The sequence below is a fragment of the Shewanella decolorationis S12 genome (assembly GCF_000485795.1).
Classification (GTDB): domain Bacteria; phylum Pseudomonadota; class Gammaproteobacteria; order Enterobacterales; family Shewanellaceae; genus Shewanella; species Shewanella decolorationis.
Genome location: NZ_AXZL01000071.1, coordinates 38,713 through 63,563 on the forward strand (window position 1 = coordinate 38,713; position 24,851 = coordinate 63,563).

A 24,851-nucleotide genomic window follows, 5' to 3' on the forward strand; every position below is an offset into this window, starting at 1 on the left:
TTAGTGTTTTCAATGACAGCATCTCCTAAAGACGAAATGTGGACAGTTTTCAAGCGATTACTGTGCTATCTCAAACCGATGAAGGGCATGTTTTTGCTTTCCGTTGTCGGCCTGATTGTTTATGGGCTTGTCGACGCGGCCTTTATTTCTTTTATCGGGCCTTTTATCGATAAAGGCTTTTCTAGCAGCACTCCTGCGATCAGTAATGGTATCGCACTCCCCACTAGCCAAGGCTTTCATGCCGATAACCAAGTGTTATTAATGGCGCCGATAGTAGTTATTTTAATGTTCTCCCTGCGTGGTTTTGCGAACTTTGTCTCCACCTACGGTATCTCTTATATGAGTGCCCGTTTGATCATGGATATGCGTCAGCAAGTGTTTGAGCATTATCTGAGCTTGCCCGTAAGCTACATGGATAAAGAAAACACCGGGAACTTGATTTCAAAAGTCACCTTCGATACCGAGCAAATTGCCCGTGCATCGGGCAGTGCCTTGATCTCTATCGTGCGCGATGGGGTAACGGTTATCGGTATGCTTGCGCTGATGTTTTACAACTCGTGGAAGCTTTCTCTGTGTATTTTAGTGATTGGCCCAATTATGGGATTGGTGATCACTATTGTGAGTCGTCGTTTCCGTAAGGTATCGAAACAAATCCAAACGGCGATGGGCGATGTCAGTGCCGCTACCGAGCAGATGATTAAAGGCCATAAAAACGTCTTGGCCTTCGGCGGACAAGAAACCGAAACGGCGCGTTTTGCCAAAGTGAATGACAGAAACCGTCATCAAAATATGAAACTCGCCGTAGCACAGGCGATTAGCCAGCCGCTGATCATGGTGATTGGCTCTTTCGCATTGGCCTTTGTGCTGTATGCGGCGAGCCTTGATAGCATGAAAGCCGATTTGACCGCAGGTACCTTCGCGACCATTCTCGGCGCTATGATGGCCATGCTGCAACCCATCAAAAACCTCACGCGTGTGAACGCCGAATTTCAACGCGGTATCGCGGCCTGTACCACGGTTTTTGAACTGTTAGACACTTTGCCTGAATCCGATACGGGTACTTACACCGTCAAGCGTGCTAAGGGCAACTTACGTTTCGATAATGTGTCCTTCAGCTACGACGGGCAGGAGCGCCGCGCCTTAGATAATATCGACTTCGAGGTGACCCAAGGGCAAACCTTGGCCTTAGTCGGTCGTTCTGGTTCGGGTAAATCCACTATCGCCAGTCTGGTTACGCGTTTTTATACAGGCTTGGAATCTGGCGATATTCTGCTTGATGATGTCAGCATCTATGATTACTCATTGAAATCATTGCGTAATCAAGTGGCGCTTGTGTCGCAGCAAGTGACCCTGTTTAACGATACCATTGCCAACAACATCGCCTATGCCTATCCCGGTGAAGCGACCCGCGAGCAGATTATCCAAGCGGCGACCTTGGCCCATGCGATGGAATTTATCGAGCAACTGCCTGAAGGTTTAGACACCCAAGTGGGTGAAAACGGCGTGTTATTATCGGGCGGCCAGAGACAACGTATCGCGATTGCCCGCGCTATGCTGCGTGATGCGCCAGTGCTGATCCTCGATGAAGCCACTTCGGCACTCGATACCGAATCTGAGAAGGCGATTCAACAGGGGCTGGATAATCTTCGTCAAAACCGCACTTCGGTTGTGATTGCTCACCGTTTGTCGACCATTGAAAGTGCCGATCAAATTTTAGTGGTCGACCAAGGCCGTATCGTTGAGCGCGGTACCCATAAATCCCTTCTGGAACTTGGCGGCATGTATGCCAAGTTATACCAAATGCAGTTTGGTAGCTAAATGCAGGCGCTGGTGAATAAAATTTGGTACGAGGGTCACCCATTGCGGTGGCTCTTGCTGCCGTTTTCTGTGCTATTCGCTTTAATCACCGCGATTCGTCGCAGCTTGTTTCGCTTGGGACTCAAATCCCAAACCCCATTACCCGTACCCGTTATTGTGGTGGGGAACATTACCGTTGGCGGCAGTGGTAAAACGCCTACCGTTATCTATTTGATTGAGTTGCTACGGCAGCAGGGGTTTAACCCAGGTGTGATCAGCCGTGGTTATGGTGCGGATATCCAAGGGGTCAAAGTCGTTACCGTGGCAGATAGCGCGGCGGCAGTAGGCGATGAGCCCGCCATGATAGTCGCACGTACAGGTGTGCCTATGGTGGTGGGAGCCAAACGTGTCGATACCGCCAAGGCGTTGCTGGCAGAGTTTGCCGTGGATGTGATTATCTGTGACGATGGCTTGCAGCATTACGCCCTCGGCCGTGACATTGAGTTGGTGGTGATTGATGGAAAGCGCGGTTTAGGGAATCGTCATTTGCTCCCCGCAGGGCCGCTACGGGAAGGTGTTTGGCGCCTAAATCAAGTGGATTTTGTGGTGGTCAATGGTGGGCCCGCTCAGGCTAATCAATATGAGATGCAGCTGAGTCCAAGTGCAGTGCTACCAGTCAATCCTAAGGCAGAGGCCGTGTTTGACCCGACGCAACCCTTGGTGGCAATGGCAGGTATTGGTCATCCAGCGCGTTTTTTTGAGACGTTAACTCAGCAAGGGTTTAAACTCGCGTTATCCCATGGTTTTGATGACCACCAAGCCTACGACAAACAAACGTTATGCGAGCTTGCGGCATCTCGGCCGCTGATGATGACAGAAAAAGATGCGGTTAAATGTCGCGATTTTGCACAAGAAAACTGGTGGTATTTGGCTGTGGATGCCAAGCTATCGCCACAATTTGATCAACAGCTGCTGAGCCGTGTGCGCTCTGTGGCTGCAGCTAAACAAGGAAAATCCCATGGCGTTTGATAAAAAACTGTTAGACATAGTCGCTTGCCCTGTGTGCAAGGGAAAATTGGAATACGATAAAACAACGCAGCAATTGATTTGTAAGGCAGACAAATTAGCCTATCCAATCACGGATGGGATCCCTGTGTTACTCGAAAACCGTGCCGTTCCCTTAAACGAAGCGGTTTAATTTCAGACTAAATGAATTGAGGCTTTGATTTAGCGCTCAGTGAGTTAGCTAAGTAAAGCGTTGAAATAAGGGCGATAACTTCGCCCTTATTTTTTATCTTTTTGCTGATAAAGATAAGCACTCAAGCTTGCTAAAAGCGCGCAAATTTTTGTTTGTCTTCCTCGGTGGCGCCTTCTTTACACTCTCCACGAATTTCACCGCGTCCCGATTCAATATTTCGACTCAATTCGAAATAACCCTCGCGGCAATAGCCTGTCATTTCTAAGGTTTTTTCTAACCCCAGCTCCACCTGTTTGCCCCAAATCTCGAGTGAGTCGGCCTGCTCTTTACGGCTGCGGCGCTGCTCTCTAGGATCTTGGGCGACTTGGCGCATGCGTTCTTCGTGGGGGAAGGAGCGCTCGGCATTATCCTTTTTCGATTGGTCTTCGGCTAAACCGGCTTGATAGGTAAAGAGTTTTAGCCCATCGGCGCGCAGATCTGTGGTGAGTTTATCTTTAAATTTTCCGGCAAACTCAGCGGGATCTATTGGGGCGCTGCTACAGGCGAGTAGGGTAAAGCAGCTCAGCAGTGTCAGACTTATCGATCTTAATGACATATGAAGGATTACTCTTAGGTGATTCTCTTATCGAAGAATACCTTAATATGCCGCGAAATATCATGCAATTATGGGTTTTATTCGCGATATACTCACTCTCGTATACCGCGATTATCTTTACCGCTTCTCTTTACCACTTTAGAACGCCGAATGGCGTTACTCTAAGGGAGCCTTTTTCATGTTGGACTTTTGGGCGAATCGTTTGGCACAAATCGAATGGGATATCAGCCCATTGCAGTGCCTAAGTCTATTGCTACTGGCGCTGTGGATTTATGCCATCTGGCCTAAGGAGGAGCTACAGCAAGTACTTAAGGACAAAGGCTTACAATGGCGGCTGTTATTGACCCTGATTGCAGTGAATACCCTGTGGTTGCTCAATGCCAGTATTCAAGTGGGATTGCATTTACACTTCTTAGGCATAGTCACTTGCCTACTGATGTTTGGTTGGCGTTTAGCCACGGTTGCCTTGCTGCTACCGAGCGCATTTTTCAGTGTGTTTGTGTTAAAGCAGCCCGCCGAGTTTGGGGCTTTTAGCTTATTTGCTATCGCTATTCCGCTGTTTTGTGCCTTTATCCTCTACAGCCGTAGTTATCATTTGTTTCCTAAGCATATTTTTGTGTTTATTTTTGTCGGCGCCTTTATTAACGCTGGCTTGTCGACGGTTTTTCATCAATTTAGTTGGGCATTCTGGCTGTGGTTGTCAATGGATTATGATTGGGGCGTGTTGATTGATAACTATCTGATGTTAATCCCGCTATTAGCGTTCCCTGAAGCGCTGCTCAATGGTATGGCGGTGACGTTGCTCGTGGTGTACCAACCCCAATGGTTGTTTGACTATTCCGATCGCGAATATCTTTGGCGTAAATAAACGTGGCATAAGTAAAGAAAGGCGCAAATAAAAAGCGCGCCATAGGGCGCGCATTCCATTTAGGCAAAGCGTTGATCTAAGTAATTAATAATTTCTTTTGACTCATACAGCCAGTGTACTTGGCCGTTTTCTTCGATGCGTAAACAAGGAACCTGTTGTTTACCACCCTGAGCGATAAGCTCATCTTTGTGCGGAGATTGTTTTGCATCCACCGTTTGAATATTCAGTCCTTGACGACGCATAGCGCGGCGCACTTTCACGCAGAAAGGGCAGGCATTGTACTGATATAAGGCCAGCGCTTGGGTCTGGGCGTCAATCTGTTGTTGTTCTGCCTGTGGGCGTTTGCGCTTCTTTGGGGTGAACACAAAGTTCAGTAGCAAAATGATCCGACCTAAAATCCAGCGAATAATAAACATAATTACCTCGAATAAAGTGTGTTAGCGCGCCGCAGTATGGGTGGTGCAAAAGGGCATTGTGTTGTCGAAAAGACTTGGCGAAGTGTGATTCCGCTCTCATAAAGCCGCAGAGTGTAACCTAAGGGATGCGTGAGGCCAAGCACTTGAGACTGACGCAGTTAGTTGACTTTAGTTACAAAAACGCCCAGTGATCACTGGGCGCTTTATTATCCATGTTTTGGTGTTGGTGAGTATTTAGTTTGCGTCGATACTCATATTCACCTGCGCCGCATCTTGGCTCAAGGTGACGCGGCTCTCGAGTAGGAAAATCCGCTCTGGCGCGATCCCTTTACTGTCGACAAGATAGGCTTTAACCGCTTTTGCTCTTTCTTGCGCTAAATCTCCCAATCTATCGGGGCTGACGGTTTGCGCTTTGAGCGTAAGGTTATACAGCGCAATATGCCAACGAGTGGTGAGTTCTTCTTTGCTCAGTGGCGTATCTTTGGTCTCGGCAACAATAGTGTCTTTCACATCATCCGGATTGGTTTTGACTTCCTGCTCGTACAGTTTGACCAGCGCATCGGCCAGAGGGCCTTCGCTTGGGAATTGGCTCGGACTGAGATCTGCGGGTAATTCCGTCAGTGGCAGATTGGCTAGCGTGGCCAGCTTGCGCTTCATCATGCGCTCGGCAATCGCTTGGCTATCCTTGACGGCATCCACGCTGCCCTCAAGACTCAATTTGAGCATTGGGCGATCGTCCAAGCCTTTAGCAAGTTTATCTAAGCTTTCCTGCTCAGTTGGGCTGAGTACAAACTGCCCTGGATTGAAGGGGATTTTATCCAATGTTTCATCTGAGCCTACCAGACCCGCAAGGAAAGAGAAGGGCGCTGTCACGGCTTTGGTGATCACATTGGTGATGGCCGTCATGATAATGCTGCCGACACTAAAGCTGGGGGAGTCTAAGTCGCCGGAGACTTCCATCCCAAGGTCTATCACGCCGTGGCGGTCCTGCAACAGAGCAATCGCTAATGTCACGGGCAAACTGGTGGCTAAGTCACTGTTGCTGCGTTTACCTAGTTTGAGCTGATCAATCACTAAGTGGTTGCTGCCCTTGAGTTGGTTTTGCTCCAGTTTGTAGTTGAGTGCTAAGGATAATTGCCCCTTATCGATGTAATAGCCTGCATAGGTGCCTGAATAAGGATTGACAGAGGTTAACTCGACACTCTTAAACACTAGGTCTAAGTCAAGATAAGGCTTATCCAGTAGTGGGTTAATATCCCCTTTTAAGGTCACTGGCGCATACCGATCGATTTTCCCTTTAATATCGACCGATGCTGTAGTGCCGGGTTTGGAGGATAAGTGGCTGATATTGCCTTCAAGCTGCTCAATGCCAGAGGCAAAGTTAGGCGTGAGTGAGTTATCGGCGAAAAATGCCGAGCCTTGGTTAAAGCTGATTTTCTGAATATCTAAGCTTAACTCGGGCTGCTTAGCCGTTGCATCGGGGCTGCTCTGCAGCTTGACCTCTGTCTTGGCCGTTGTCGCAGTCGTCTTAGGGGCGTCAGTCGCAGGCGTTTCCACAATCAGATTACTGATATTGGTCGTGCGATCCTTAGCGATAACTACCTTAGCGTAGGGCTGATTAAAGCTTAAATGGTCGATATTAATTTTATTCAGCTGTTGGTCGAAATCGAGCTGATTAATATGCATTTTTTGCCATTTAACCAAAGGGGCTTTACGAATGTTGTCGAGGATACTCAAATCATCCAGTTCAACACTGCCTTGATAAATCGCTTTGCCTTTACCGTCGGCATTTAGCTTACCCTCACTGCTGAACAGGCCGCTGCTGAGCTGCATATTCACATAGGGCGCAAGGTAAGGTTGGAATTGGGCTAAGGCGAGCCGCTCGACTTTAAGGTCAGCGTTAATTGACTCACTGGGCACATCGACTTGCCCCTTGGAGATAAACCGTCCTTTATCATTTAGAGCAAAGGAAAGCTCGTATTCGATGGGCGCTTTTAAATCACTCACAATGGCTTGTGTTGTAAAATTAAGGGGATAAACACGCCATTGCTGTGCGGTTTGGGTGAGTTTATGTTCCTCAAGGTGAATATCGTAGTTTTCGATACTCAGGCCGCCCAGAGTCACTAACCAAGCATCTTGCTGTTCGGTTGCGCTCGTATCCGAGACCGCTTGTGAAGCCGATGCGACTGACGCGTTCGTTTCAACTGTCGCCTCTGGTGTTTGTGCTTCAACTGACATGTTCGGCGTTATGGTATCTGTGCTGGCAGCCATAGTTTTTGGCATTAACAGCTGCGCTAAATCGATGCCTTGTTCATCCAGCTTGGCTTTAAGGCTTAAGCCCTCACTGTGGATTTGCTTAATGTCGACGCGCTGCTTGGTGAGGTTGAGGTTAATTCCATCAATCGCTAGCAAGGGTAAGGCGATAACGGACTGGTCGCCATTGAGTAAATCAACTTTCTCTACAATCACTTGGCTGCGATCGGCTGTAAGTTGTAGGTTACCATCCGTCGGTAACTCAACTTGGTAATGACTGCTGATACTGAGTTCACCCGCCGCCAGTTTTACCTTGAATTGGTCAGCTACAAATGGCCAGAGTGGGGCGAGTTGCAGTTTGGCGAGCTGTGCATCCCCGACAAGCTTAAAAGGGAAAAGCTGGAATTGTCCGGCAAGGCTGACTTCGCCCGCATGGGCATCCTGCAACTGCGCGACAAATTGGTTATGCAGAATGCTCGCAGGATTCGATGTAGAGTTGGCCTGAGTTGTAGGCTTATCCTGAGATGTCGTCGCTTGAGTATTTGTAGGGCTAGCCGGATTGGCCGTCATCAAATACTCAGTATCTAACTGACTGAGTTTGAAGTTGATATTGGGGTAATCAACCAAAGCCTTAGTGATTTTATCATCAAATTTGACTTTGCCCGCCGTTAAGCGGAATTCACCTAATATCACTCGCGGTGGGTGGGTACTTTCTGTAGCGGTTTCAGGCTCACTCGGCGTTTTAGCCTGATTGAGGGTGGTAATAATATCGTCGAAGTTAAACTGGGTTTTCCCTTGGGTTTGAAACCGACTCATATTGGCGAAGGGACCTTGCAGCTGGATATGATCAATCACCACGGCTTGATTAAATACCGACTGCCAAAAGTTGACTTCAAACTGCAGCTGAGATAATCCCGCAAAAGCTTGATTATCTTTCTCTTTAACTTCGAACTGTTCGATATTGACTTGGAAGGTAAAAGGATTGACCCGCATATTCTGTAATGTCACAGGACGACCCAGTACTTCTGCAAGCTTCTCTGGGGCGAAAGACACTACGGCCTTGGGGAGTACCAGTCCAAGGATAATCAGGTAACTTAAGTAGATTATCGTTAAATAGGCGAGAACTCGTTGGTATCGAGGACGGCTAAAGAACGCCAGTTTTAACCGTGATAGCTGAGTCAACATAGTGAGATTAAGGCTCCAATACGCACGTAGGCGCGAAATCTATCAATAAATGCGACTATTCTAGCGAATAATGCTCATCTGTACATGAGTTGTTTTTAGTTTTTCCAATTAAATCTGAGCATTACCTTATGGTAACGAGTTTGAACGTCAAGCAATATTAAAAGATAACGTTTTGCTCACAGCAGTAACCTTATCTGCCTATTAAGCGTAATTATATGCAAGAGGGGCGCTCTAGGCTGAGAGGTAACTTATCGCCGCGATAATGGCGCCCTGTGGATCTTTTATCCAACAAAAGCGGCCCACTTTAGGAATATCCTCTGGGCCAAAGAGAATATCACCACCGAGTTTTTTGGCATTTATTGCGACCAAATCCACATCGGCGACGGTAACATAGCCAGTCCAATGAGAAGGCAATGACGGGATCAGATTATCGGTAATACCACCAATACCCAAGCCTTGATTTTCGATCAAATGATACTGCCCGTGGGGCATTTTTACCGTTCTAAACTGCCAACCAAATACTTCACCGTAAAAACGCATGGCTTCTTCGGTATTGTGGGTTGTGAGTTCATGCCAACCTAAAGCTCCAGCGGTATTAAATGCAGAGTCCATAAGCGCAGCCCTTATGTTTTAAGTTATTGAGTCATGTTGTAATGCAATGGTCACTTTCAGTGTAGACGATGCTTTTCAATAATTCCTAAGCTGCGCGATAAATCTGCAATTATTTTTCCTAAAAATCATTAAACTAAGTTAATGTTAATTAATGAAATAACCTCATTGACCCCACTCGCTGTTAGCGATGTAAGGCTAACCCAGCTAGTGCTTGAGTTAGCTGGGTTTGCGCGATGTTTTATCGGTATTCGGCTCCATTTCTCATCCTTTTTCAGCATTAGACCTACATCCCCTTCGCTTGTTAAACTAGCGCCATTTGCAATCGCATCGATAGCTTAAGAGGGGAGTAAGATTGAATAAGAGTTTAGTGACAAATGTGCTAGCGGCCATTTGCGTTGCATTGGGATACGCATTGAGCCAACCCATTCTGTTTAATGTTGGTTTATTTGCTTTATCTGGCGCCATTACTAACTGGCTTGCGGTGTATATGCTGTTTGAGAAGGTCCCAGGTTTGTACGGTTCGGGCGTCGTGCCATCGCGTTTTGAAGAATTCAAAGCGGGGATTGCACATCTTATGATGAAACAGTTCTTCACCACTGAGAATATCGACCGTTTTCTGTCGGAAAAAGAGGGAATTAGCCAAATCGATTTAGCGCCTGTGATTGATAAAGTGGACTTAGCGCCATCCTTTGATGCCTTAGTTAATACTGTGGCACAATCTTCCTTCGGGGGCATGTTATCTATGTTTGGCGGTACAGAGGCGTTAATGCCGTTAAAGGAACCCTTTATCGAGAAGATGAAAGCCTCTTTGGTGGAAATGTCCGAGAGTGAGCAGTTCCGCAACTTATTGAAACAAGAAATTGAACAGCCGAATGTAATGGCCGATCTACAAACGAAGATCGCCAATATCGTTGAACAACGCCTAAATGAATTAACGCCGCAAATGGTTAAGCAAATCGTGCAGGAGATGATCCAAACACATTTAGGCTGGCTCGTAGTGTGGGGCGGGGTATTTGGTGGCGCCATCGGACTTGTCGCCGCCTTAGTACAAGGTTAATCTGGCAATAGCCAGCATACTAAAGGGAGCATTGGCTCCCTTTTTGTTTGATTAATCATGAGCAGGGAAGATTATGGATCATCACAGTATTAATTATTTAGAAATCCCCACCACAGATATTGGTCTTTCGAAGGCCTTCTTTAATACGGTATTTGGTTGGCGCTTTGAGGATTACGGCCCGCAGTACAGCTGTTTTATTGATGCGGGGATCACGGGTGGTTTTTATCAAGCTGAGGTGAGTTTTAACCTCGAAAAAGGTTGTCCGTTGATCGTGTTGTACAGCAAGGACTTAGAACAGACACAAGCAGCGGTGAAGGCAGCGGGCGGCGCTATCAGTACAGATATTTTCAGCTTCCCCGGCGGACGGCGTTTTCATTTTATTGAGCCAGCTGGCAACGAATATGCGGTCTGGTCATAGTAACCACCTCGAACATCCCTGTGTGCGAAATTGCTGCCTTGATGAGCAAGATATCTGTATGGGCTGCTTTAGGCATTTGGATGAGATTTTAGCTTGGCGCACTATGACGCAGTCGCAGCGCAATGACTGTTATTTCAGAATGGCCGAGCGAAAGGTTGCATTCGAGACAAAACGAAGCGCTAATCGTTAGCTAAGTGACTTAATAGTAAGAGAAAAATACGGCGCGTTAGTGAATACGAAGGGATAAAGCTAAAGCGCCGTAGGATTCTCGTTAAACGGGGGTTAAACGGGGTCAACCACAATATGTTCCAGCTCAATGGCGGCAACGGCATGTAAAGCATCCATTGCTGCGCCCACTAAACTGATTTTTCCCTGTGATGATTCTACCAACACCGCTCGGCGAATTTCGCCAAAATCACGGTTATGTCGAGTGAGATTCGATAGGGCCATCTGCATTGGCAGCATCGAAGGGTTAAATGCCGCGTTTTCAGCGTAGCGACCACAATAGGTTGCACCATCGGCGGTTTCCAATACAACGGCCGCGTAACTATGGGTATAAGGCGCATAGCTTAAGCCCGCATGATCTAACGCCTCGATCACCATAGGATCGCTGCTATCGAGAGCAAATTCTGTTTCCTGCTTGACCAGCAAGGGTGACTGCACATTTAAGTCCTTCGGCCCAAACGCATAGGGTAGGTAATAGGACAGTAAATGGCTGTCTTGCGAGGGCAAATGGATCTTGATTTGGCCACCCTCGACGAGTTCGTTCATAAACTGACGGCAATGACCGCAGGGGCTGGCATTGACTATCATGTCGACAATTTGGCTCTCGCCACTTAACCATGCGTGACTGATGGCGCTTTGCTCCGCATGTACAGAGTGGAACAGGGCCTCGCCGGGGAGTTCTAGGTTGGCGCCCATATAGATGTCACCACTTTTCCCTTTGGCAATCGCGCCGACATAAAACTCGCTGATCGGCGGTTTCGCTAAGGCGGCGGCAATAGGCAGTAGCGCTAGTAATACTTCGGCTTCAGTCATTTTGCTGCTTTGGACTAACTCTGCCAGTTGCTGTGCATTAATATGTCCCGCAAAGTTTTGATGTAAAAGCGGAATTAATGCGTCAGCCAATGGGGTTGGCAGCTGGGTTATGCTTTTGATAAATCTATCTTGCATTTCCCGACTCCTTGTTTGTTAAGTTCATGGAAGAACATTCTAGTAATTTTGTTACGGTATAAATGCGATTTAGTTCGCGTTTATACCTCAATTTAACGCCAGATAAGTGACAACTGAAAGAAGTTATCAATGTCTGGCGTTAAATAACTGTCTTATCTGATTGAACTCTCTGCTTAGCGATTCGCTATCAGTGTTGTAGAGTGCGTGTAGCTTTAGAGCCCGCGTAGATAGTGACACAGGGCTGCGAGTAACTTCTGTTTGTGTTCATCACCCTCGGTATCTTGCAGCAGATTTTCAAGTTTGAGTAAATAATCTTGATCGCTCAAACGTTGTTGGCAGAAGCTGCGCCAACGCTGAGCTTCTTGATCATTCAGCTGCTCTGGGTAGTTACGTGCCCGATAGCGGAACAGCATCTCGGGTATGCGTCCATCATCAAACTGCAGATCCAGCGCCGCTAAATTTTGTGGCAAGGTATGGCGAATGATCTCCATCTTGGCTTTATCGGCGGGGCTGAAAAAACCACCCGAATACAGCATTAAGTCAGGATCTGTGGTTGTGACTTCGCCTTCATGCTCGAAGAGTTGTGCCAGTTTTTCCCGCAATTCTGGGTGAGCCTTTAAGCGTTTGTATTGTTCTCTCGCAAAGGCTTTATCGATATTGAGTCTTTCTGCCTGGGCATCATCCAAAATCTTGGCCGAGGTAATAAAAGGACATTTGTTAAGATGAACTTGTTTGACTGGGATAGGTAACTCATCTGCGGCAAGTTCGGCTCTTGGCGTATACATGCGAGTCTTTATTTGCTCGACATCTAACTCAAATAGTGGGCTTAAATCCATGGCTAAGTTAACGCAAATAATGGCGTTTTTGTTGCTTGGATGGTGGGCAACGGGGGCAATAAGAGTTGTACACCCCTGCTGCGCACTGATTTTGGAGCTTACATGGGCAAGCGGCTGCATATTCAACACATCGATTTGGGCACTCACGGCCTGTTTACGGCGCAGCTCAAAATAGTATTGATATAACTTGGGTTGCTTTTCTTTAATCAGTTTGGCCATGGCAATGGTGGCGTACACATCGGACATGGCATCGTGGGCTTTTTCATGGCTTAAACCATTGGCTTGCGTCAGGTGCTCTAACTTAAAACTGGTCGAGCCATCTTCTTTTAATGGCCAATGGATCCCGTCTGGTCTAAACGCATAGCAAGCTCTGACTAAATCGATGATATCCCAGCGTGTATTGCCATTTTGCCACTCGCGGGCATAGGGGTCGATAAAGTTACGGTAGAAACCGTAGCGGGTGACTTCATCGTCAAAACGTAAGGAGTTATAGCCTGCGACACAGGTATTCGGTTGGCTAAAGAGTGTATGAATACGGCCCATAAACTCGGTTTCAGGCAACCCCTTTAAATTGGCTAATTGTGGTGTGATCCCTGTGATTAAAATGGCTTCGGGCGAGGGGAGATAATCCGTTGATTGTTTACAGTAAAAAGTCTCGGGTTCACTGATGATATTGAGATCTAAGTCTGTGCGGATCCCGGCAAATTGGGCCGGTCTATCCTTGGCGGGATTAGCTCCGAAGGTTTCATAATCGTGCCAAAAAATACTTGGCTGAGATGCTGTATACATAATTTCAATCAAATGACGGTTTTATCGAATGATAGCATCTTAACACTTAAACTCACTGCAATATTCATTAGCAAAAACAGAGATTGAGAAATTATATTGAAAAGATAAGCGCTTAAGAGGTGATCTTTACCTCGGTTGGCAGTTACAATTCCCCTTAGAACAGGGAATGAGTCTTATGCATCATCAATATCTTAATGAACCTATGGTACTCGACGTTGGGCAGAGCTCGACGCTGACCTTAACCTTGCCCAGCAATATCAGTGATTTTATTGTGCTTGAGGCGATGGGGGGACCATTGCTCGAGTTGATTGTGGTGTCTGAAACACCGCAGCCGCAGATTGCCGTCCGCTTTCAGCCTATCTTAGGACTCAAACTCAATGCCGAGATAGTAGAAGCGACAGGTTGTGCTTCATCAACGTCAAGACGCTTGGGGCAAGGAGTTCGGCTTTACCATCGTCTAGGCACAGCACCCAAATTTTGCGCGCAGGAACTGCGGGCGGGTATTGTTATTAAAGTCGATGCGCAGGCTGGGATCAGTGTGTCACTGCAAGCAGCCTCTAAGTTTGAGCTGGTCGCCCTCGAGTCCGATGGAAGAGGTTTACATGAGCCCAAAGTGTTGATGATGGCGAAAGCGATATTAGCGCGGGAATATGACTATAATGCTACCGCTGAATACTTGGCAGTATGTTTGACTGAAATTGAGCAAGTGCGGCTCGAACTACAAGCGTTTTTGCGGGGAGAGTTGGGGCATAGTCATTCGGGGTTAGCCGAAGAGGCAGTGCGACTTGATCCCTTACTGCAACAAAAGCGCCAATGGTTATTTCGCACTTATACGCATCTGTCCGAGCGCCCCAACTTTAATCGTGCAGCGAATGACGGTTTGAATATCGATAAAGCCTTAAGGAAGCTCGAATGTTTTGAGCTGCTCGCCTCCCCAGAATTACTGCAAATGGTGGAGCGACTCATGGAAGATGAGGCATAAGCCATACATTCCAATCATTTATAGAGTTAACCAATGCAATATATATGTCCTTTGTGTGCTTTACCGCTCACCTTGACTGAACGAACCTGGGGATGCCCGCAGGCACACAAGTTCGACATGGCCAAAGAAGGCTATGTGAATCTGCTTCCCGTGCAGAAGAAAAATTCCAAAGATCCCGGCGACAATCAACAGATGATGTTGGCCCGTAGGGAGTTTTTAACTGCGGGTTACTATCAAAGCTTAAGTGACAGAGTGAATGCGTTGGCGCTTGAATATGCCAGCGAGGCGCAGCGGATCCTCGATATCGGCTGTGGTGAGGGCTATTACAGCCATCGTTTGTACAATGCGCTTACCGCCGTGCATCCTTGCCAATTACAAGGCGTGGATATCTCCAAATCGGCGATAAAATATGCGGCTAAACGGTACTCGAATCTCAGCTTTTGTGTGGCGAGCGCCTACGAAATGCCCATTCCATCGCATTGTATCGATTTAGCGATTCGTATTTATGCGCCATCGAAGGTGGAAGAGTTACAGCGGGTCATGGCGCCCAATGGCATTTTGATCACAGTATCGCCAGGGCCTTTACATCATTTTGCGCTGAAACAGCAAATTTATGCCGAACCGAGATTGCATCCCGCGTCCGATGCCAAGATTGCGGGGTTCGAATGTTTACACCTAGAGCGCCTTATGTCACAACTTGAGCTAAATAATAGCCAAGATATTAGCCATTTTCTGGAAATGACCCCCTACGCTTGGAAGTTTACGGCCGAACAAAAGCACACATTTGCACAGAGCGGATTAAGCTGCGAATTAGACTTTCAGATTGAAGTACATCGCATTTCAGTCTAGAGGTTGATTTTAAGCTATTGAAATAAATTATTTAAAATGCTTAACTGTCGATGCTTACGCCGTAAGAACATGCTGTTCTGCGAGCCGGTGGCAAAACCTGAGATGGGCTTGGTTTAAATAAATTTTTCAAAGTGTCGCAGTATGTTGACTTATCTTTAGAATGGTTTATAGTCTTACTAGCTTGAAGGTTGGGCTTATATTTATGTGTTCAATACGACCAGTTCGTCCTGTAAACATAAGTAATACCGGCATTTTCCAGCTCCACCGCCGTTAAGGCTTTAATTTTTTATTTACAGGATTTATATCATGTCTCAAGTTACTGGTGTTGTTAAGTGGTTCAACTCTGACAAAGGTTTTGGCTTCATCGAGCAAGAATCTGGTCCAGACGTATTCGTACACTTCCGTGCAATCAACTCTGACGGTTTTAAAACTCTTGACGAAGGTCAAAAAGTGTCTTTCACTGTGACTCAAGGTCAAAAAGGTCCTCAAGCTGAAAACGTAACCGTAATCGGTTAATTTTCAGTGCTGTTAGCCTAAGCGCTGATAGCAAGGGATTTAAGAGCTATGGTTTATACCATGGCTCTTTTTATTTGTGTCGCTTTTAAGTTTCTTTACTCTTGCCTTGTATATCTGTGAGTAGATTAGGCTGTATTCTTTCTTAACCTCTTAACCTCTTAACCTCTTAACCTCTTAACCTCTTAACCTCTTAACCTCTTAACCTCTTAACCTCTTAACCTCTTAACCTCTTAACCTCTTAACCTCTTAACCTCCTTTCCTCTGTTTTGGAGCCTATTTATCTAGCCAAAGTTGAGTAGTGGAAGTTGAATTTAATAGTTAAGTTATCAGATATCGATACACATCAAGTCTTGTTTTGCCTGTAAAAATAAACCCACGATCTTTTAGCGAAGTTAACCTTCAGACCGTGGGTTAGCAGTTATTGCGGTCTTATTAGGTGCTTATTTAAGAGTCGAGCTTATCGTCAGCGACTTTATAGTGGGGATCGTCTAGCAAATTCACTTCAACCAGATCGCCTGCTTTGTGAAGTAAGGCTTTACAGTCGGCACTTAAGTGCACCAAATGCAATTTTTTCCCCAGCGCAACATAACGTTCGGCAAGCGTATCTATTGCTTCTAATGCTGAATGATCGGCTACGCGTGAATGTTTGAAATCGATAATTACATCCTGTGGATCCTGCGAGGCATCAAATAATTCGAGGAAACTGGCCACTGAGCCAAAAAACAATGGGCCGTTCAGCTCATAGACTTTCCAGCCCAGACTATTTGAGGTCACTTTCACACTGATGTGCTTGGCATGTTGCCATGCGAACACAAGCGCTGATACCACTACACCGACAAAGACGGCAAAGGCAAGATCGGTAAAAACGGTCACTGTGGTCACGAGCACGATAACAAAAGCATCATTTTTAGGGACTTTGCCCATAAACTTAAAGCTTGCCCATTCGAATGTGCCAAGCACCACGATAAACATCACCCCAACCAAAGCGGCAAGCGGAATGATTTCGATAAAAGATGCGCCAAACAGAATAAAGGTCAGTAAACCGATAGCCGCGGTAATTCCGGATAATCTGCCACGGCCACCCGAGTTAATGTTAATCATCGATTGACCAATCATAGCGCAGCCGCCCATGGCCCCAAAAAAGCCGCTGGTGATGTTGCCCACGCCTTGGCCTATACATTCTTTATTGCTGCGTCCGCGGGTATTGGTCATTTCATCGATAACCGTTAAGGTTAACAGGGATTCGATTAATCCGACGGCGGCTAAAATAAAGGAATAGGGCAGAATGATATAGAGCGTCTCAAGGTTAAACGGCACCTGTGGAACAGCAAAGCTTGGGAGTGAACCTGCGATGGTTGCATGCTCATCGCCACTCATGGTTTTAAGAAAATCCAACACATTACGGGTGTCTAAGTCTAAAGCCACTACGATAGCGGTCACGCTTAGAATCGCAACTAAGGATGAGGGGACCGCAGTAGTCAGTTTGGGTAAAAAGTAAATAATTGCCATGGTCAGCGCGACTAATACTAACATCAGCATCAAAGGCTCTTGCGGTAACCAGACCAATTCCCCCGCGGCATCTTTGACTTTAAATTGCCCGAGCTGAGCCAAGAAAATCACAATGGCGAGGCCGTTCACAAAACCTATCATTACAGGATAGGGCACAATGCGGATAAATTTACCCAGTTTAAATATCCCTGCGCTGATTTGGATTAACCCCGCCAGCACCACAGCGGCAAATAAGTATTGCACGCCATGCTCAACCACTAAGGACACCATCACCACGGCCATGGCCCCCGTCGCGCCCGAAATCATGCCTGGGCGGCCGCCAATCAGTGCGGTAACCAATCCCATAATAAATGCCGCATAGAGGCCGACCATAGGTTCGACATTGGCGACAAAGGCAAAGGCAACGGCTTCTGGGATAAGCGCAAGTGCGACCGTCAGCCCCGAGAGAATATCGGCTTTGTGACTAGATGTTTTGTGGCGAAAAAGATCGAACATGAAACCTCTGTTAATGATTTGTGTTGGCAAAATAGCCGCGCATACTAACAAAAAAGCCGATTCAGCTAAACCTTAAATATGGCTAAATTTGCTGAAAATAAAAAAGCCATACAAGTGCATAATGCCACTCGCTTAAGAGCGAGTGGCATTTTTACTTGGATATTTCACCGTTTTCTTTAGCACCACACGCGGGTAGCTGGGCCGCTTCCTCTTTGGGGGTAAAATCAACCTTTTGCCATTTTCCCTCAGTCGTTTTAAGTGCTGTGGGATCGCTCCTGGACTCCCTCTGTCGCTCCAAGCAAACTCATCCTGGATTAAAAACAGGGCATTAATGAAACTTATTCTCTGTGGCTCAACGTTATGCTGCACTGCCATGGCTGCCATCTCTAGCCGAACAATATTGTAGGTCGTCAAGATCCCCCATCATTCTTGATACACCCCATCCTTCTTTTTACTGCGCAGGACAGGTTTATTTTCCAGTTGGTATTGCTTCAGCTCACCATAACCCCTCTCTATCTCCCATCGCTGCCAATACACCTTGAGCAAATCGTTCACTGGGTAAGTGTCGGGACATAGGCAGGACGTGATAAACCCTTTGATATCACCTTTGGGTGATGGAATAAGGATAAGGCGGGCTTGCCAGCGCTCGCCCTGATAAGGCGCTTGTTGTTTAGCTTGGGGTGATACCGGCATCTCAACCAGATGGTCAAACTCTGAGAATGACTCGATAATGCTATAGCGGGTCTTAGACTTTATCGGGGTTAACCAATGGGTGTTAGTCCCGCTTCCTTGCCAGCTGATGAGCAATTCGGCAGACATAAACCCACGGTCAAACAACGTGAGCGAATGCTCGGGAGCTGAGCCAACCAATTGCTGTGCGTAGTGAATTTCACTGTGGGTAACAGGCCCGAAAGCCGCATCAGAAAGTCAGTGGCTGCGAGTAGACATTAAGGTGACAGCCAGCACAGAGGGAAAAGAAGCCGTGCTTTGTGCAAAGCCAAAGTGATGGTTTTCTTCAGTGTTATGCGTCTTAAAATACGTCCCATCAACACTGAGCAATTTCAATCCCGCTATCTCATCAAATTCACACTGTGTTTCCCACTGTGCAGCGGTTGTTTTGAACAGATAACGCATGGGCTCTGAACCCAACTTTTCTTTGGCTTTGATGATGCTACTGGTCGCCAGTGGCGGGAGCTCCCCCTTGGCGTCGGGAAACGCCAGTGAGAGCGTATCACAGACTTGCTGAATCGAGCGGTTACGCATCAAACCAATGCCTAGAACCAACCAAACCGCTTGCTCTGCAGGGAAACGACGGGTTCGAAGTGATGCCCTGCCAGTTTGTTGCACAGCCTCAGCCACCCAATCCATGGGAACATGTTTGGCGAATACATCAATATCCTGCGATTGGCAAAATTCAGCAGTAACAAGTAGCTCTTTAGAAAATTCAGACATAAAAAAATCAGCCGCAACTTAGGTTGCGGCTGATTATGAAGCCCTTGAAAGATCGTTCAACTATTTAAAACGATCTGCATTAATGCAAGTGCATGGCTTTTTCACAACAGGTTGAGGATTATGGACGAGCCATATCCGATTCAGCGCTGTTGCTGTGTTTTAGTTTAGGCGCAGCAGCTTCGGAGGAGGCGACATTGTCATACTCGCGACCTTTTGGCACTTCTACCTGAGCTCTAACTTCTACCGTTGGCTTGGTCATTTCTGATGACACCATAGAACCAAAACGACTCGCCGCTTTGGGTTTGCTCACCACAGCTTCTGCTGTAGGCGCTGCTGCGGCTTGAGTCACAACGGTTTTTGCCTGTGGTTTAACGATAGGAGCAGGTTTTGCCATTGGCGCAGAGGCCACAGATTTCACGGCTTCTTTTGCTTCGGCTTTGTCTGCTTCAGGCGTTACGGCTTCAACTGCAACGGCATTTGCTTCAGCTTTCGCTTGAGCTGGAGTTTCGGCTGGGGCCACAACTGCTTCCGTTATCGCTTCTACAGTTTTCACTGGCTCAACTGCAACTTCTTCAGTTTTAACGCTTGTCTCAGCCTTGTTGTTTACCGCAGTGTCAGCTGGAGCTTCTGTTGCAGCAACCTCGGTTTTAATCTCAGCCACTTGCTCGGTAGCAGCTGCCTCAATAACTTCAGTCTCAACAGCTTTATTGGCGGTGGTTTCAGCAACCACACTGACATCTGCCGCTTCGACTACAGCTGCTGGAGAAGTCACAGTCGGTTCAGCGATGGCTTCAATTGCTTTTGCTTCAGTGGTCTCAGCTACCTCTGCCGTTTGAGCGCTTGGAGCTGGGTAGTCCTGATCTTCACCCAGGGCGTCGTTTGGTACGAATTGCGCAGGTGCAGAGGCGCCTTGCTCATCTTCATCGCGGCGACGACGTTGACCAGCTGCTCTTAAATGACGTGGGCTGCGGCGACTACGACGTTGTCCATCGCGAGATTCACGTTTTGCTTTATCATCTGTATCGGCACTGACGTCTGCGTTATCCGCATCGGTCTCGGCTTCAGTCTTAATGCTTTCTGTTACGTCAGCAGGCGCATCAGCACGGTTTTCTACTACAGGCGCTTCTACAGCCACTTCAGCACTTGCTTCAGCTTGGCTTACTGTATCAGTCGCTTCTGCTGTCTCGTTGGCAACCGCAGCTTCTTTGCGTGGTTGGCGACGTGAGCGCGGTGCTTTGGTTTCAGCTTGTGATTCAGCTGCAACCTCCGTATTGGCAGCATTAACAGCGGCCACTTCGGCTAATACTACTTCTTCTTGAATTGGCGCTTCAGTGGTTTCATTGGCGTTATCGATGCGTACTTTACGACGCATGTTACGGCGCTGACGACGCTCACGGGCCACTTCTTGCTTTGGCGTGTCGTCTTGAGACTCTGCTACCACTTCTTTTGGTGCTTGGTTACGGCTCTTAGGCTCTGGCTTAGTGCGTTTTGCATTCTCGTCTTTTTCACGAGCTGGACGCTCCTGAGCCTGAGGTGCATCAGCCGACTTCTTGGCATTGCGGGTGCGTGGCTCGCGGGTGACTTCTTTCGCTTTGTCAGCATCTTGGTTATTGCGAGTACGGCGAGTGTCATTACGACGATTACGACGGTTCGCATTGGCCGTTTGACTGTCAGACTTTTTGGTTTCTGTGGTCTTTTCAGCCGCAGGCTTATCGCTTGAGCTGAAGAAGGCGCCAATGGCACTGAACAGTTTGCTGAAGAAACCTGGCTCTGTTGCTTCCACTTTATTGGCAGTTGGTGCGGCGGCTTGTTCGACTTTCTGTGGTGCTGTAAAGCCTTTTAGGGCAGGTGCTGGCGCAGCAGTGCGTTCCAGTTTACGGGGCTCGTATAACTTGGCTTCTGGCTGTTCGATGCGCTTGTAGCTAGATTCATCGATTTCATCGTCGGTGCGGTGACGAATGACGCGATAATCAGGGGTCATCATATGCGGATCTGGGATCACATAGACTTCCACATCATGGCGTTGCTCTGTGATACGAATCGCTTTGCGTTTTTCATTCAGCAGGAAGGCCGCCACATCGACAGGCACGATGGCTTCGATTTGTGAGGTGTTTTCCTTAATCGCTTCTTCTTCCATCAGACGTAGAATCGACAGCGCTAAAGATTCGGTACTACGAATCGTGCCTTGGCCATGACAGCGAGGGCAGATATGCGCAGCCGATTCTTCTAAAGATGGACGCAGACGTTGACGCGACATTTCCATCAGACCGAAGCGAGAGATGCGGCCTAATTGCACGCGGGCACGGTCGTGGTGCACGGCATCGCGCAGGCGGTTTTCGACTTCACGTTGATGACGCACTGGCGTCATATCGATAAAGTCGATCACGACCAGACCACCTAAGTCACGCAGACGTAATTGACGGGCAATCTCATCGGCGGCTTCAAGGTTGGTATTTAATGCGGTTTCTTCGATATCGCCGCCCTTAGTTGCGCGGGCAGAGTTGATATCGATTGAGGTTAAAGCCTCAGTCGGGTCGATAACAATCGAACCGCCCGATGGCAGACGCACTTCACGTTGGAATGCCGATTCGATTTGCGACTCGATTTGGAAGTGAGTGAACAATGGCACTTCGGCTTCGTAGAGTTTTACACGCTCAACAAAATCAGGGCGTACCAGTGCAATATGCTGCTTGGCTTCTTCAAAAATACGTGGGTGGTCGATTAGGATCTCGCCCACATCGCGGCGCAGATAATCACGAATTGCACGTACAATTACGTTACTTTCTTGGTGAATTAAGAACGGCGCGGGTTTGCTTTGCGCGGCTTCAGTAATCGCAGCCCAGTGGTGCTGTAAAACTTTTAAGTCCCACTTCAGTTCAGTCGATTCTTTACCAACACCTGCGGTACGTACGATAAGCCCCATACCCGCAGGGACTTCTAAATCGGCCATGGCTTCTTTTAATTCGGTGCGCTCGTCACCTTCGATACGGCGAGAAATACCGCCAGCACGAGGGTTGTTTGGCATCAAGACTAAGTAAGAACCCGCTAGGCTGATAAAGGTCGTCAGTGCTGCCCCTTTGTTGCCACGCTCTTCTTTGTCAATCTGAACAATAACTTCTTGTCCTTCACTGACCACTTCTTTGATGTTTGGGCGACCTTGGAAAGAATAACCTTTAGGGAAATATTCTCTGGCGATTTCTTTTAGCGGTAAAAAGCCGTGACGCTCGGCACCATAGTCAACGAAAGCGGCTTCTAAAGAGGGTTCTACGCGGGTAATTTTACCCTTGTAAATGTTGGATTTTTTTTGCTCGTGACCAGGACTTTCAATATCCAGATCGTACAGTTGTTGCCCGTCAACCAGGGCAACACGCAACTCTTCTGATTGAGTTGCATTGATTAACATACGTTTCATGATGACGTCATTCTTCTTTAAATGGAGGTCATCAAACAATCGCGTTTCGCTGCATTACGGGCCTAGCAGTAGGTCAACGAAGCCTCACGGCTGGTGGCTAGGCAAGGTGCGCATTACTGTTAGACGCAGTCGCTGCGTGTCGCATCCTATTTATGGCTTATTTTTTAATGATTACAAAAACAAGGAATTCGTTGTAAAACATCAACCAACCCCATAAATTCTTTCATTTCGTTCCGGTAATGCCCAAGTCGAATCGGTTTGTCTGACGACAAGTTAAAATATATTTCGAAATCGGTGAGAAAAACTTTAGATAAACCTAGTCAAAGTCAGGTTAGATTCTCGATTTAATCGTAAAAAACGCATTTGTGGTATTTTTACTCAGTATACGATTTGCAAATCAATGAGTTGCTATCAAGAAAATCTTTTTTAATCTATAAAGCTTTTCACTTGGGACTGGGACCTTGTGAACACTTTATTCACGGCTTATCCCTAATCGCTGGTGAAATATAGCAATAATCAAAAAATTCAGCAATGGAAAGGCACAATTCTTCTTAAGTGTTGTACAATGGCCGCCGTTTTAAGCAGATGGCACATCATGAATACAGAATCTCCACAGCTACAGGTGCAGTTGATCACGATTGACGAAGACCACCTCGACCAACGAATCGACAATTTTTTAATCACAGTGCTCAAGGGCGTTCCTAAGAGCATGATTTACCGTATCGTTCGTAAGGGCGAGGTTCGGGTGAATAAAAAACGCATTAAACCCGAGTACAAATTGCAAATCGGTGATGTGGTTCGCGTGCCGCCGGTCAGAATGGCTGAGCAGGACAATCGTACCGCGCCTTCTGCTAACTTGAGCAGAGTGTCACAGCTTGAAGACCGTATTTTGCATGAAGATAATCATCTGATTGTATTGAATAAACCTGCGGGTATTGCGGTGCATGGTGGCAGTGGCGTCGATTATGGTGTGATTGAAGCATTGCGTTCCTTACGTCCGCAACAAAAGTTTTTAGAACTGGTTCACCGTCTCGATAAAGACACCTCGGGCGTGTTACTGGTGGCGAAAAAACGCAGCGCGCTTAAGCATATGCATGACCAATTGCGTTATAAAAAGATGCAGAAGGATTACTTAGCCTTAGTTAAAGGTGAGTGGTCGGCGCAAGATAAAGTGGTTAAACAACCATTGTTAAAACTGACGCTTAAGTCGGGCGAACGTATCGTTCGAGTCAATGCCGAAGGTAAACCTTCTGAAACGCGTTTTAAAATTGTACAGCGTTATCAAGGTTGTACGCTTGTGCAGGCGAGCCCTGTAACAGGCCGTACCCACCAAATTCGGGTGCATTGCCAATATATGGGACATCCCATCGCCTGTGATGAAAAATACAGCGAGCAGGCGTTTGATGACAGTATGCGCGCACAGGGGCTGACTCGACTGTTTTTACATGCGGCAGAGTTAATGTTTATTCATCCTGAAAACGATGAAGTGATGCGAGTTTCTGCGCCGCTTGATGATAATTTGCAGCAACTGCTAAGCAAGTTAAAGCGCGCTTAGCGTTTTTTCTGCACCAATTACCTACGGATAACCTGAGAGCATAAAAGTGTCAGTGAGCCATTCAACCCAACGAAAATATGATTTAGTGATTTTTGATTGGGATGGCACGTTAATGGATTCCATCGGCAAGATTATTGTTTGCATTGAGAATATGGCAAGGGCGCTGGCGTTGCCTGTGCCTTCAGAAGCGGATATCCGCAATGTGATTGGCTTGTCGATGACGCAGGCGTTACAGGTGTTATTTCCCGCAGGTTTGACTTCAGTGCCGCCGCGTATCGGATCTGCAAGCAGCGCAGCACAAGCGGGCGCAACTCAAGCGCTTGTGGGCACAGATGATTGCTATATGAAGATGCGCGCCGAGTTCAAGATGCAGTATTTGCACCTTGATACCACGCCAACGCCGATTTTTAACCAAGCCCCCCAATTACTCGAATCATTATCAACGGCTAGGTATCAACTTGCCGTCGCGACGGGGAAGGCGAGAGCTGGCTTAGTGCGCGTGTGGGAGCAATCCGGCTTAGGTCACTATTTTATTGCTTCTCGCTGCGCCGATGAGGCGCAGAGTAAACCCCATCCTGAAATGATCTTAAGTCTGCTGCAGGAGTTAGGCGTTCAGCCAGAACGAGCCTTGATGGTCGGAGACTCTTTGTTGGATTTGACTATGGCGGCGAATGCAGGGATTGACGCTGTGGGTGTCACTTACGGCGCCCATAATGAAGCAATGCTCCTGCAAGCCAATCCTATCGCCTTAATTGATTCCCCAGAAAAACTCTTGCTGCATTTATAGTGATTAACTCATTAGTGCAGATTAATGAGCACTAAAAACTTGTACCGTGAGTAATCCAAATGCTTTTTGAATCATTTGAGCAAGCGATATGGGCAAG

21 protein-coding genes and 1 pseudogene are annotated in these 24,851 nt (G+C 47.2%); 12 read left to right on the top strand and 10 right to left on the bottom strand.

Going from position 1 to position 24,851, the window contains the following annotated elements; genetic code table 11:
* Nucleotides 1–12: 12 nt before the first annotated feature.
* Genes msbA through SHD_RS14590 form a run of 3 tightly spaced genes read left to right on the top strand, consistent with a single transcriptional unit; the run spans nucleotide 13 to nucleotide 2,995 of the window.
* Nucleotides 13–1,818: a lipid A export permease/ATP-binding protein MsbA gene (gene msbA / locus SHD_RS14580; protein ID WP_023267827.1), complete on the top strand. Its 1,806-nt coding sequence runs from the start codon at nucleotides 13–15 to the stop codon at nucleotides 1,816–1,818.
* A complete protein-coding gene (lpxK, locus tag SHD_RS14585; RefSeq protein ID WP_023267828.1) occupies nucleotides 1,819–2,826 on the top strand; it encodes a tetraacyldisaccharide 4'-kinase in 1,008 nt (335 codons plus the stop codon). It abuts the gene before it with no gap.
* Entirely contained in the window at nucleotides 2,816–2,995 is a 180-nt protein-coding gene (locus SHD_RS14590) for a Trm112 family protein (protein ID WP_011623174.1), read from the top strand. The genes lpxK and SHD_RS14590 overlap by 11 nt, the downstream gene beginning before the upstream one ends.
* Before the next feature lie 130 nt (nucleotides 2,996–3,125).
* Here the strand turns inward: SHD_RS14590 and SHD_RS14595 are convergent, their stop codons facing one another.
* The gene (locus tag SHD_RS14595; RefSeq protein WP_023267829.1) at nucleotides 3,126–3,590 is read right to left on the bottom strand and encodes a single stranded DNA-binding domain-containing protein; all 465 of its coding nucleotides are present in this window, start codon (nucleotides 3,588–3,590) and stop codon (nucleotides 3,126–3,128) included.
* Between the two features lie 178 nt (nucleotides 3,591–3,768).
* Here SHD_RS14595 and SHD_RS14600 point away from each other — a divergent pair, with 178 nt between their 5' ends.
* Nucleotides 3,769–4,458, top strand: coding sequence for an energy-coupling factor ABC transporter permease (locus SHD_RS14600; protein ID WP_023267830.1), 690 nt, complete (start codon nucleotides 3,769–3,771; stop codon nucleotides 4,456–4,458).
* A gap of 59 nt (nucleotides 4,459–4,517) precedes the next feature.
* Here the strand turns inward: SHD_RS14600 and SHD_RS14605 are convergent, their stop codons facing one another.
* The 3 genes from SHD_RS14605 to SHD_RS14615 all read right to left on the bottom strand — a co-directional run bounded on the left by SHD_RS14605 (nucleotide 4,518) and on the right by SHD_RS14615 (nucleotide 8,924).
* Complete coding sequence (locus SHD_RS14605; protein ID WP_023267831.1) at nucleotides 4,518–4,874, bottom strand: glutaredoxin family protein; 357 nt, start codon at nucleotides 4,872–4,874, stop codon at nucleotides 4,518–4,520.
* A gap of 234 nt (nucleotides 4,875–5,108) precedes the next feature.
* The gene (locus SHD_RS14610; protein WP_023267832.1) at nucleotides 5,109–8,312 is read right to left on the bottom strand and encodes a DUF748 domain-containing protein; all 3,204 of its coding nucleotides are present in this window, start codon (nucleotides 8,310–8,312) and stop codon (nucleotides 5,109–5,111) included.
* Nucleotides 8,313–8,543: 231 nt separating this feature from the next.
* A complete protein-coding gene (locus SHD_RS14615) occupies nucleotides 8,544–8,924 on the bottom strand; it encodes a VOC family protein (protein WP_023267833.1) in 381 nt (126 codons plus the stop codon).
* 352 nt (nucleotides 8,925–9,276) lie between these two features.
* Here SHD_RS14615 and SHD_RS14620 point away from each other — a divergent pair, with 352 nt between their 5' ends.
* The 3 genes from SHD_RS14620 (at nucleotide 9,277) to SHD_RS14630 (ending at nucleotide 10,589) form a co-directional block, all read left to right on the top strand.
* Nucleotides 9,277–9,981: a DUF445 domain-containing protein gene (locus SHD_RS14620; RefSeq protein ID WP_011717477.1), complete on the top strand. Its 705-nt coding sequence runs from the start codon at nucleotides 9,277–9,279 to the stop codon at nucleotides 9,979–9,981.
* Nucleotides 9,982–10,054: 73 nt separating this feature from the next.
* Nucleotides 10,055–10,399, top strand: a complete 345-nt coding sequence (locus SHD_RS14625) for a VOC family protein (protein WP_023267835.1) — start codon at nucleotides 10,055–10,057, stop codon at nucleotides 10,397–10,399.
* Nucleotides 10,383–10,589, top strand: coding sequence for a DUF1289 domain-containing protein (locus SHD_RS14630; RefSeq protein WP_039978481.1), 207 nt, complete (start codon nucleotides 10,383–10,385; stop codon nucleotides 10,587–10,589). The genes SHD_RS14625 and SHD_RS14630 overlap by 17 nt, the downstream gene beginning before the upstream one ends.
* Before the next feature lie 92 nt (nucleotides 10,590–10,681).
* Here SHD_RS14630 and cdd read toward each other — a convergent pair whose 3' ends face one another.
* On the bottom strand, nucleotides 10,682–11,572 hold the full coding sequence (gene cdd / locus SHD_RS14635) for a cytidine deaminase (RefSeq protein WP_023267836.1): 891 nt from the start codon (nucleotides 11,570–11,572) through the stop codon (nucleotides 10,682–10,684).
* 212 nt (nucleotides 11,573–11,784) lie between these two features.
* Nucleotides 11,785–13,197: an exodeoxyribonuclease I gene (gene sbcB, locus SHD_RS14640; RefSeq protein ID WP_023267837.1), complete on the bottom strand. Its 1,413-nt coding sequence runs from the start codon at nucleotides 13,195–13,197 to the stop codon at nucleotides 11,785–11,787.
* A 175-nt stretch (nucleotides 13,198–13,372) separates the two neighbouring features.
* Here sbcB and SHD_RS14645 point away from each other — a divergent pair, with 175 nt between their 5' ends.
* From SHD_RS14645 to SHD_RS14655, 3 genes are all read left to right on the top strand, one after another.
* Complete coding sequence (locus SHD_RS14645; protein ID WP_023267838.1) at nucleotides 13,373–14,179, top strand: hypothetical protein; 807 nt, start codon at nucleotides 13,373–13,375, stop codon at nucleotides 14,177–14,179.
* Nucleotides 14,180–14,212: 33 nt separating this feature from the next.
* Nucleotides 14,213–15,028: a 23S rRNA (guanine(745)-N(1))-methyltransferase gene (gene rlmA, locus SHD_RS14650; protein ID WP_039978483.1), complete on the top strand. Its 816-nt coding sequence runs from the start codon at nucleotides 14,213–14,215 to the stop codon at nucleotides 15,026–15,028.
* 306 nt (nucleotides 15,029–15,334) lie between these two features.
* Complete coding sequence (locus SHD_RS14655) at nucleotides 15,335–15,544, top strand: cold-shock protein (protein WP_011072720.1); 210 nt, start codon at nucleotides 15,335–15,337, stop codon at nucleotides 15,542–15,544.
* 444 nt (nucleotides 15,545–15,988) lie between these two features.
* Here the strand turns inward: SHD_RS14655 and SHD_RS14660 are convergent, their stop codons facing one another.
* From SHD_RS14660 to rne, 4 genes and pseudogenes are all read right to left on the bottom strand, one after another.
* Nucleotides 15,989–17,548: a SulP family inorganic anion transporter gene (locus SHD_RS14660; RefSeq protein ID WP_023267840.1), complete on the bottom strand. Its 1,560-nt coding sequence runs from the start codon at nucleotides 17,546–17,548 to the stop codon at nucleotides 15,989–15,991.
* Between the two features lie 423 nt (nucleotides 17,549–17,971).
* A pseudogene (locus SHD_RS22110) lies at nucleotides 17,972–18,457 on the bottom strand (IS4 family transposase); the annotation flags it as partial.
* A gap of 18 nt (nucleotides 18,458–18,475) precedes the next feature.
* Complete coding sequence (locus SHD_RS22115; RefSeq protein WP_023267842.1) at nucleotides 18,476–19,000, bottom strand: transposase domain-containing protein; 525 nt, start codon at nucleotides 18,998–19,000, stop codon at nucleotides 18,476–18,478.
* A gap of 118 nt (nucleotides 19,001–19,118) precedes the next feature.
* On the bottom strand, nucleotides 19,119–22,412 hold the full coding sequence (rne, locus tag SHD_RS14670) for a ribonuclease E (protein ID WP_052031035.1): 3,294 nt from the start codon (nucleotides 22,410–22,412) through the stop codon (nucleotides 19,119–19,121).
* Between the two features lie 595 nt (nucleotides 22,413–23,007).
* On the opposite strand from rne, the gene rluC reads away from it, so the two are divergent.
* Both rluC and SHD_RS14680 read left to right on the top strand, forming a co-directional pair.
* Nucleotides 23,008–23,967 (top strand): 23S rRNA pseudouridine(955/2504/2580) synthase RluC, encoded by a 960-nt coding sequence (gene rluC, locus SHD_RS14675; RefSeq protein ID WP_039978508.1) that lies wholly within the window; start codon nucleotides 23,008–23,010, stop codon nucleotides 23,965–23,967.
* Nucleotides 23,968–24,079: 112 nt separating this feature from the next.
* The gene (locus SHD_RS14680; RefSeq protein ID WP_052031044.1) at nucleotides 24,080–24,754 is read left to right on the top strand and encodes an HAD-IA family hydrolase; all 675 of its coding nucleotides are present in this window, start codon (nucleotides 24,080–24,082) and stop codon (nucleotides 24,752–24,754) included.
* Nucleotides 24,755–24,851 lie beyond the last annotated feature (97 nt).

Coding starts and splice junctions, on each gene's coding strand:
- SHD_RS14590 (WP_011623174.1), top strand. CDS start 2,816: ATGGCGTTTGATAAAAAACTGTTAGACATAGTCGCTTGCCCTGTGTGC.
- rne (WP_052031035.1), bottom strand. CDS start 22,412: ATGAAACGTATGTTAATCAATGCAACTCAATCAGAAGAGTTGCGTGTT.
- SHD_RS14630 (WP_039978481.1), top strand. CDS start 10,383: ATGCGGTCTGGTCATAGTAACCACCTCGAACATCCCTGTGTGCGAAAT.
- rluC (WP_039978508.1), top strand. CDS start 23,008: ATGAATACAGAATCTCCACAGCTACAGGTGCAGTTGATCACGATTGAC.
- SHD_RS14600 (WP_023267830.1), top strand. CDS start 3,769: ATGTTGGACTTTTGGGCGAATCGTTTGGCACAAATCGAATGGGATATC.
- SHD_RS22115 (WP_023267842.1), bottom strand. CDS start 19,000: ATGTCTGAATTTTCTAAAGAGCTACTTGTTACTGCTGAATTTTGCCAA.
- sbcB (WP_023267837.1), bottom strand. CDS start 13,197: ATGTATACAGCATCTCAGCCAAGTATTTTTTGGCACGATTATGAAACC.
- SHD_RS14615 (WP_023267833.1), bottom strand. CDS start 8,924: ATGGACTCTGCATTTAATACCGCTGGAGCTTTAGGTTGGCATGAACTC.
- SHD_RS14625 (WP_023267835.1), top strand. CDS start 10,055: ATGGATCATCACAGTATTAATTATTTAGAAATCCCCACCACAGATATT.
- rlmA (WP_039978483.1), top strand. CDS start 14,213: ATGCAATATATATGTCCTTTGTGTGCTTTACCGCTCACCTTGACTGAA.
- lpxK (WP_023267828.1), top strand. CDS start 1,819: ATGCAGGCGCTGGTGAATAAAATTTGGTACGAGGGTCACCCATTGCGG.
- cdd (WP_023267836.1), bottom strand. CDS start 11,572: ATGCAAGATAGATTTATCAAAAGCATAACCCAGCTGCCAACCCCATTG.
- SHD_RS14610 (WP_023267832.1), bottom strand. CDS start 8,312: ATGTTGACTCAGCTATCACGGTTAAAACTGGCGTTCTTTAGCCGTCCT.
- msbA (WP_023267827.1), top strand. CDS start 13: ATGACAGCATCTCCTAAAGACGAAATGTGGACAGTTTTCAAGCGATTA.
- SHD_RS14605 (WP_023267831.1), bottom strand. CDS start 4,874: ATGTTTATTATTCGCTGGATTTTAGGTCGGATCATTTTGCTACTGAAC.
- SHD_RS14660 (WP_023267840.1), bottom strand. CDS start 17,548: ATGTTCGATCTTTTTCGCCACAAAACATCTAGTCACAAAGCCGATATT.
- SHD_RS14645 (WP_023267838.1), top strand. CDS start 13,373: ATGCATCATCAATATCTTAATGAACCTATGGTACTCGACGTTGGGCAG.
- SHD_RS14680 (WP_052031044.1), top strand. CDS start 24,080: ATGGATTCCATCGGCAAGATTATTGTTTGCATTGAGAATATGGCAAGG.
- SHD_RS14595 (WP_023267829.1), bottom strand. CDS start 3,590: ATGTCATTAAGATCGATAAGTCTGACACTGCTGAGCTGCTTTACCCTA.
- SHD_RS14655 (WP_011072720.1), top strand. CDS start 15,335: ATGTCTCAAGTTACTGGTGTTGTTAAGTGGTTCAACTCTGACAAAGGT.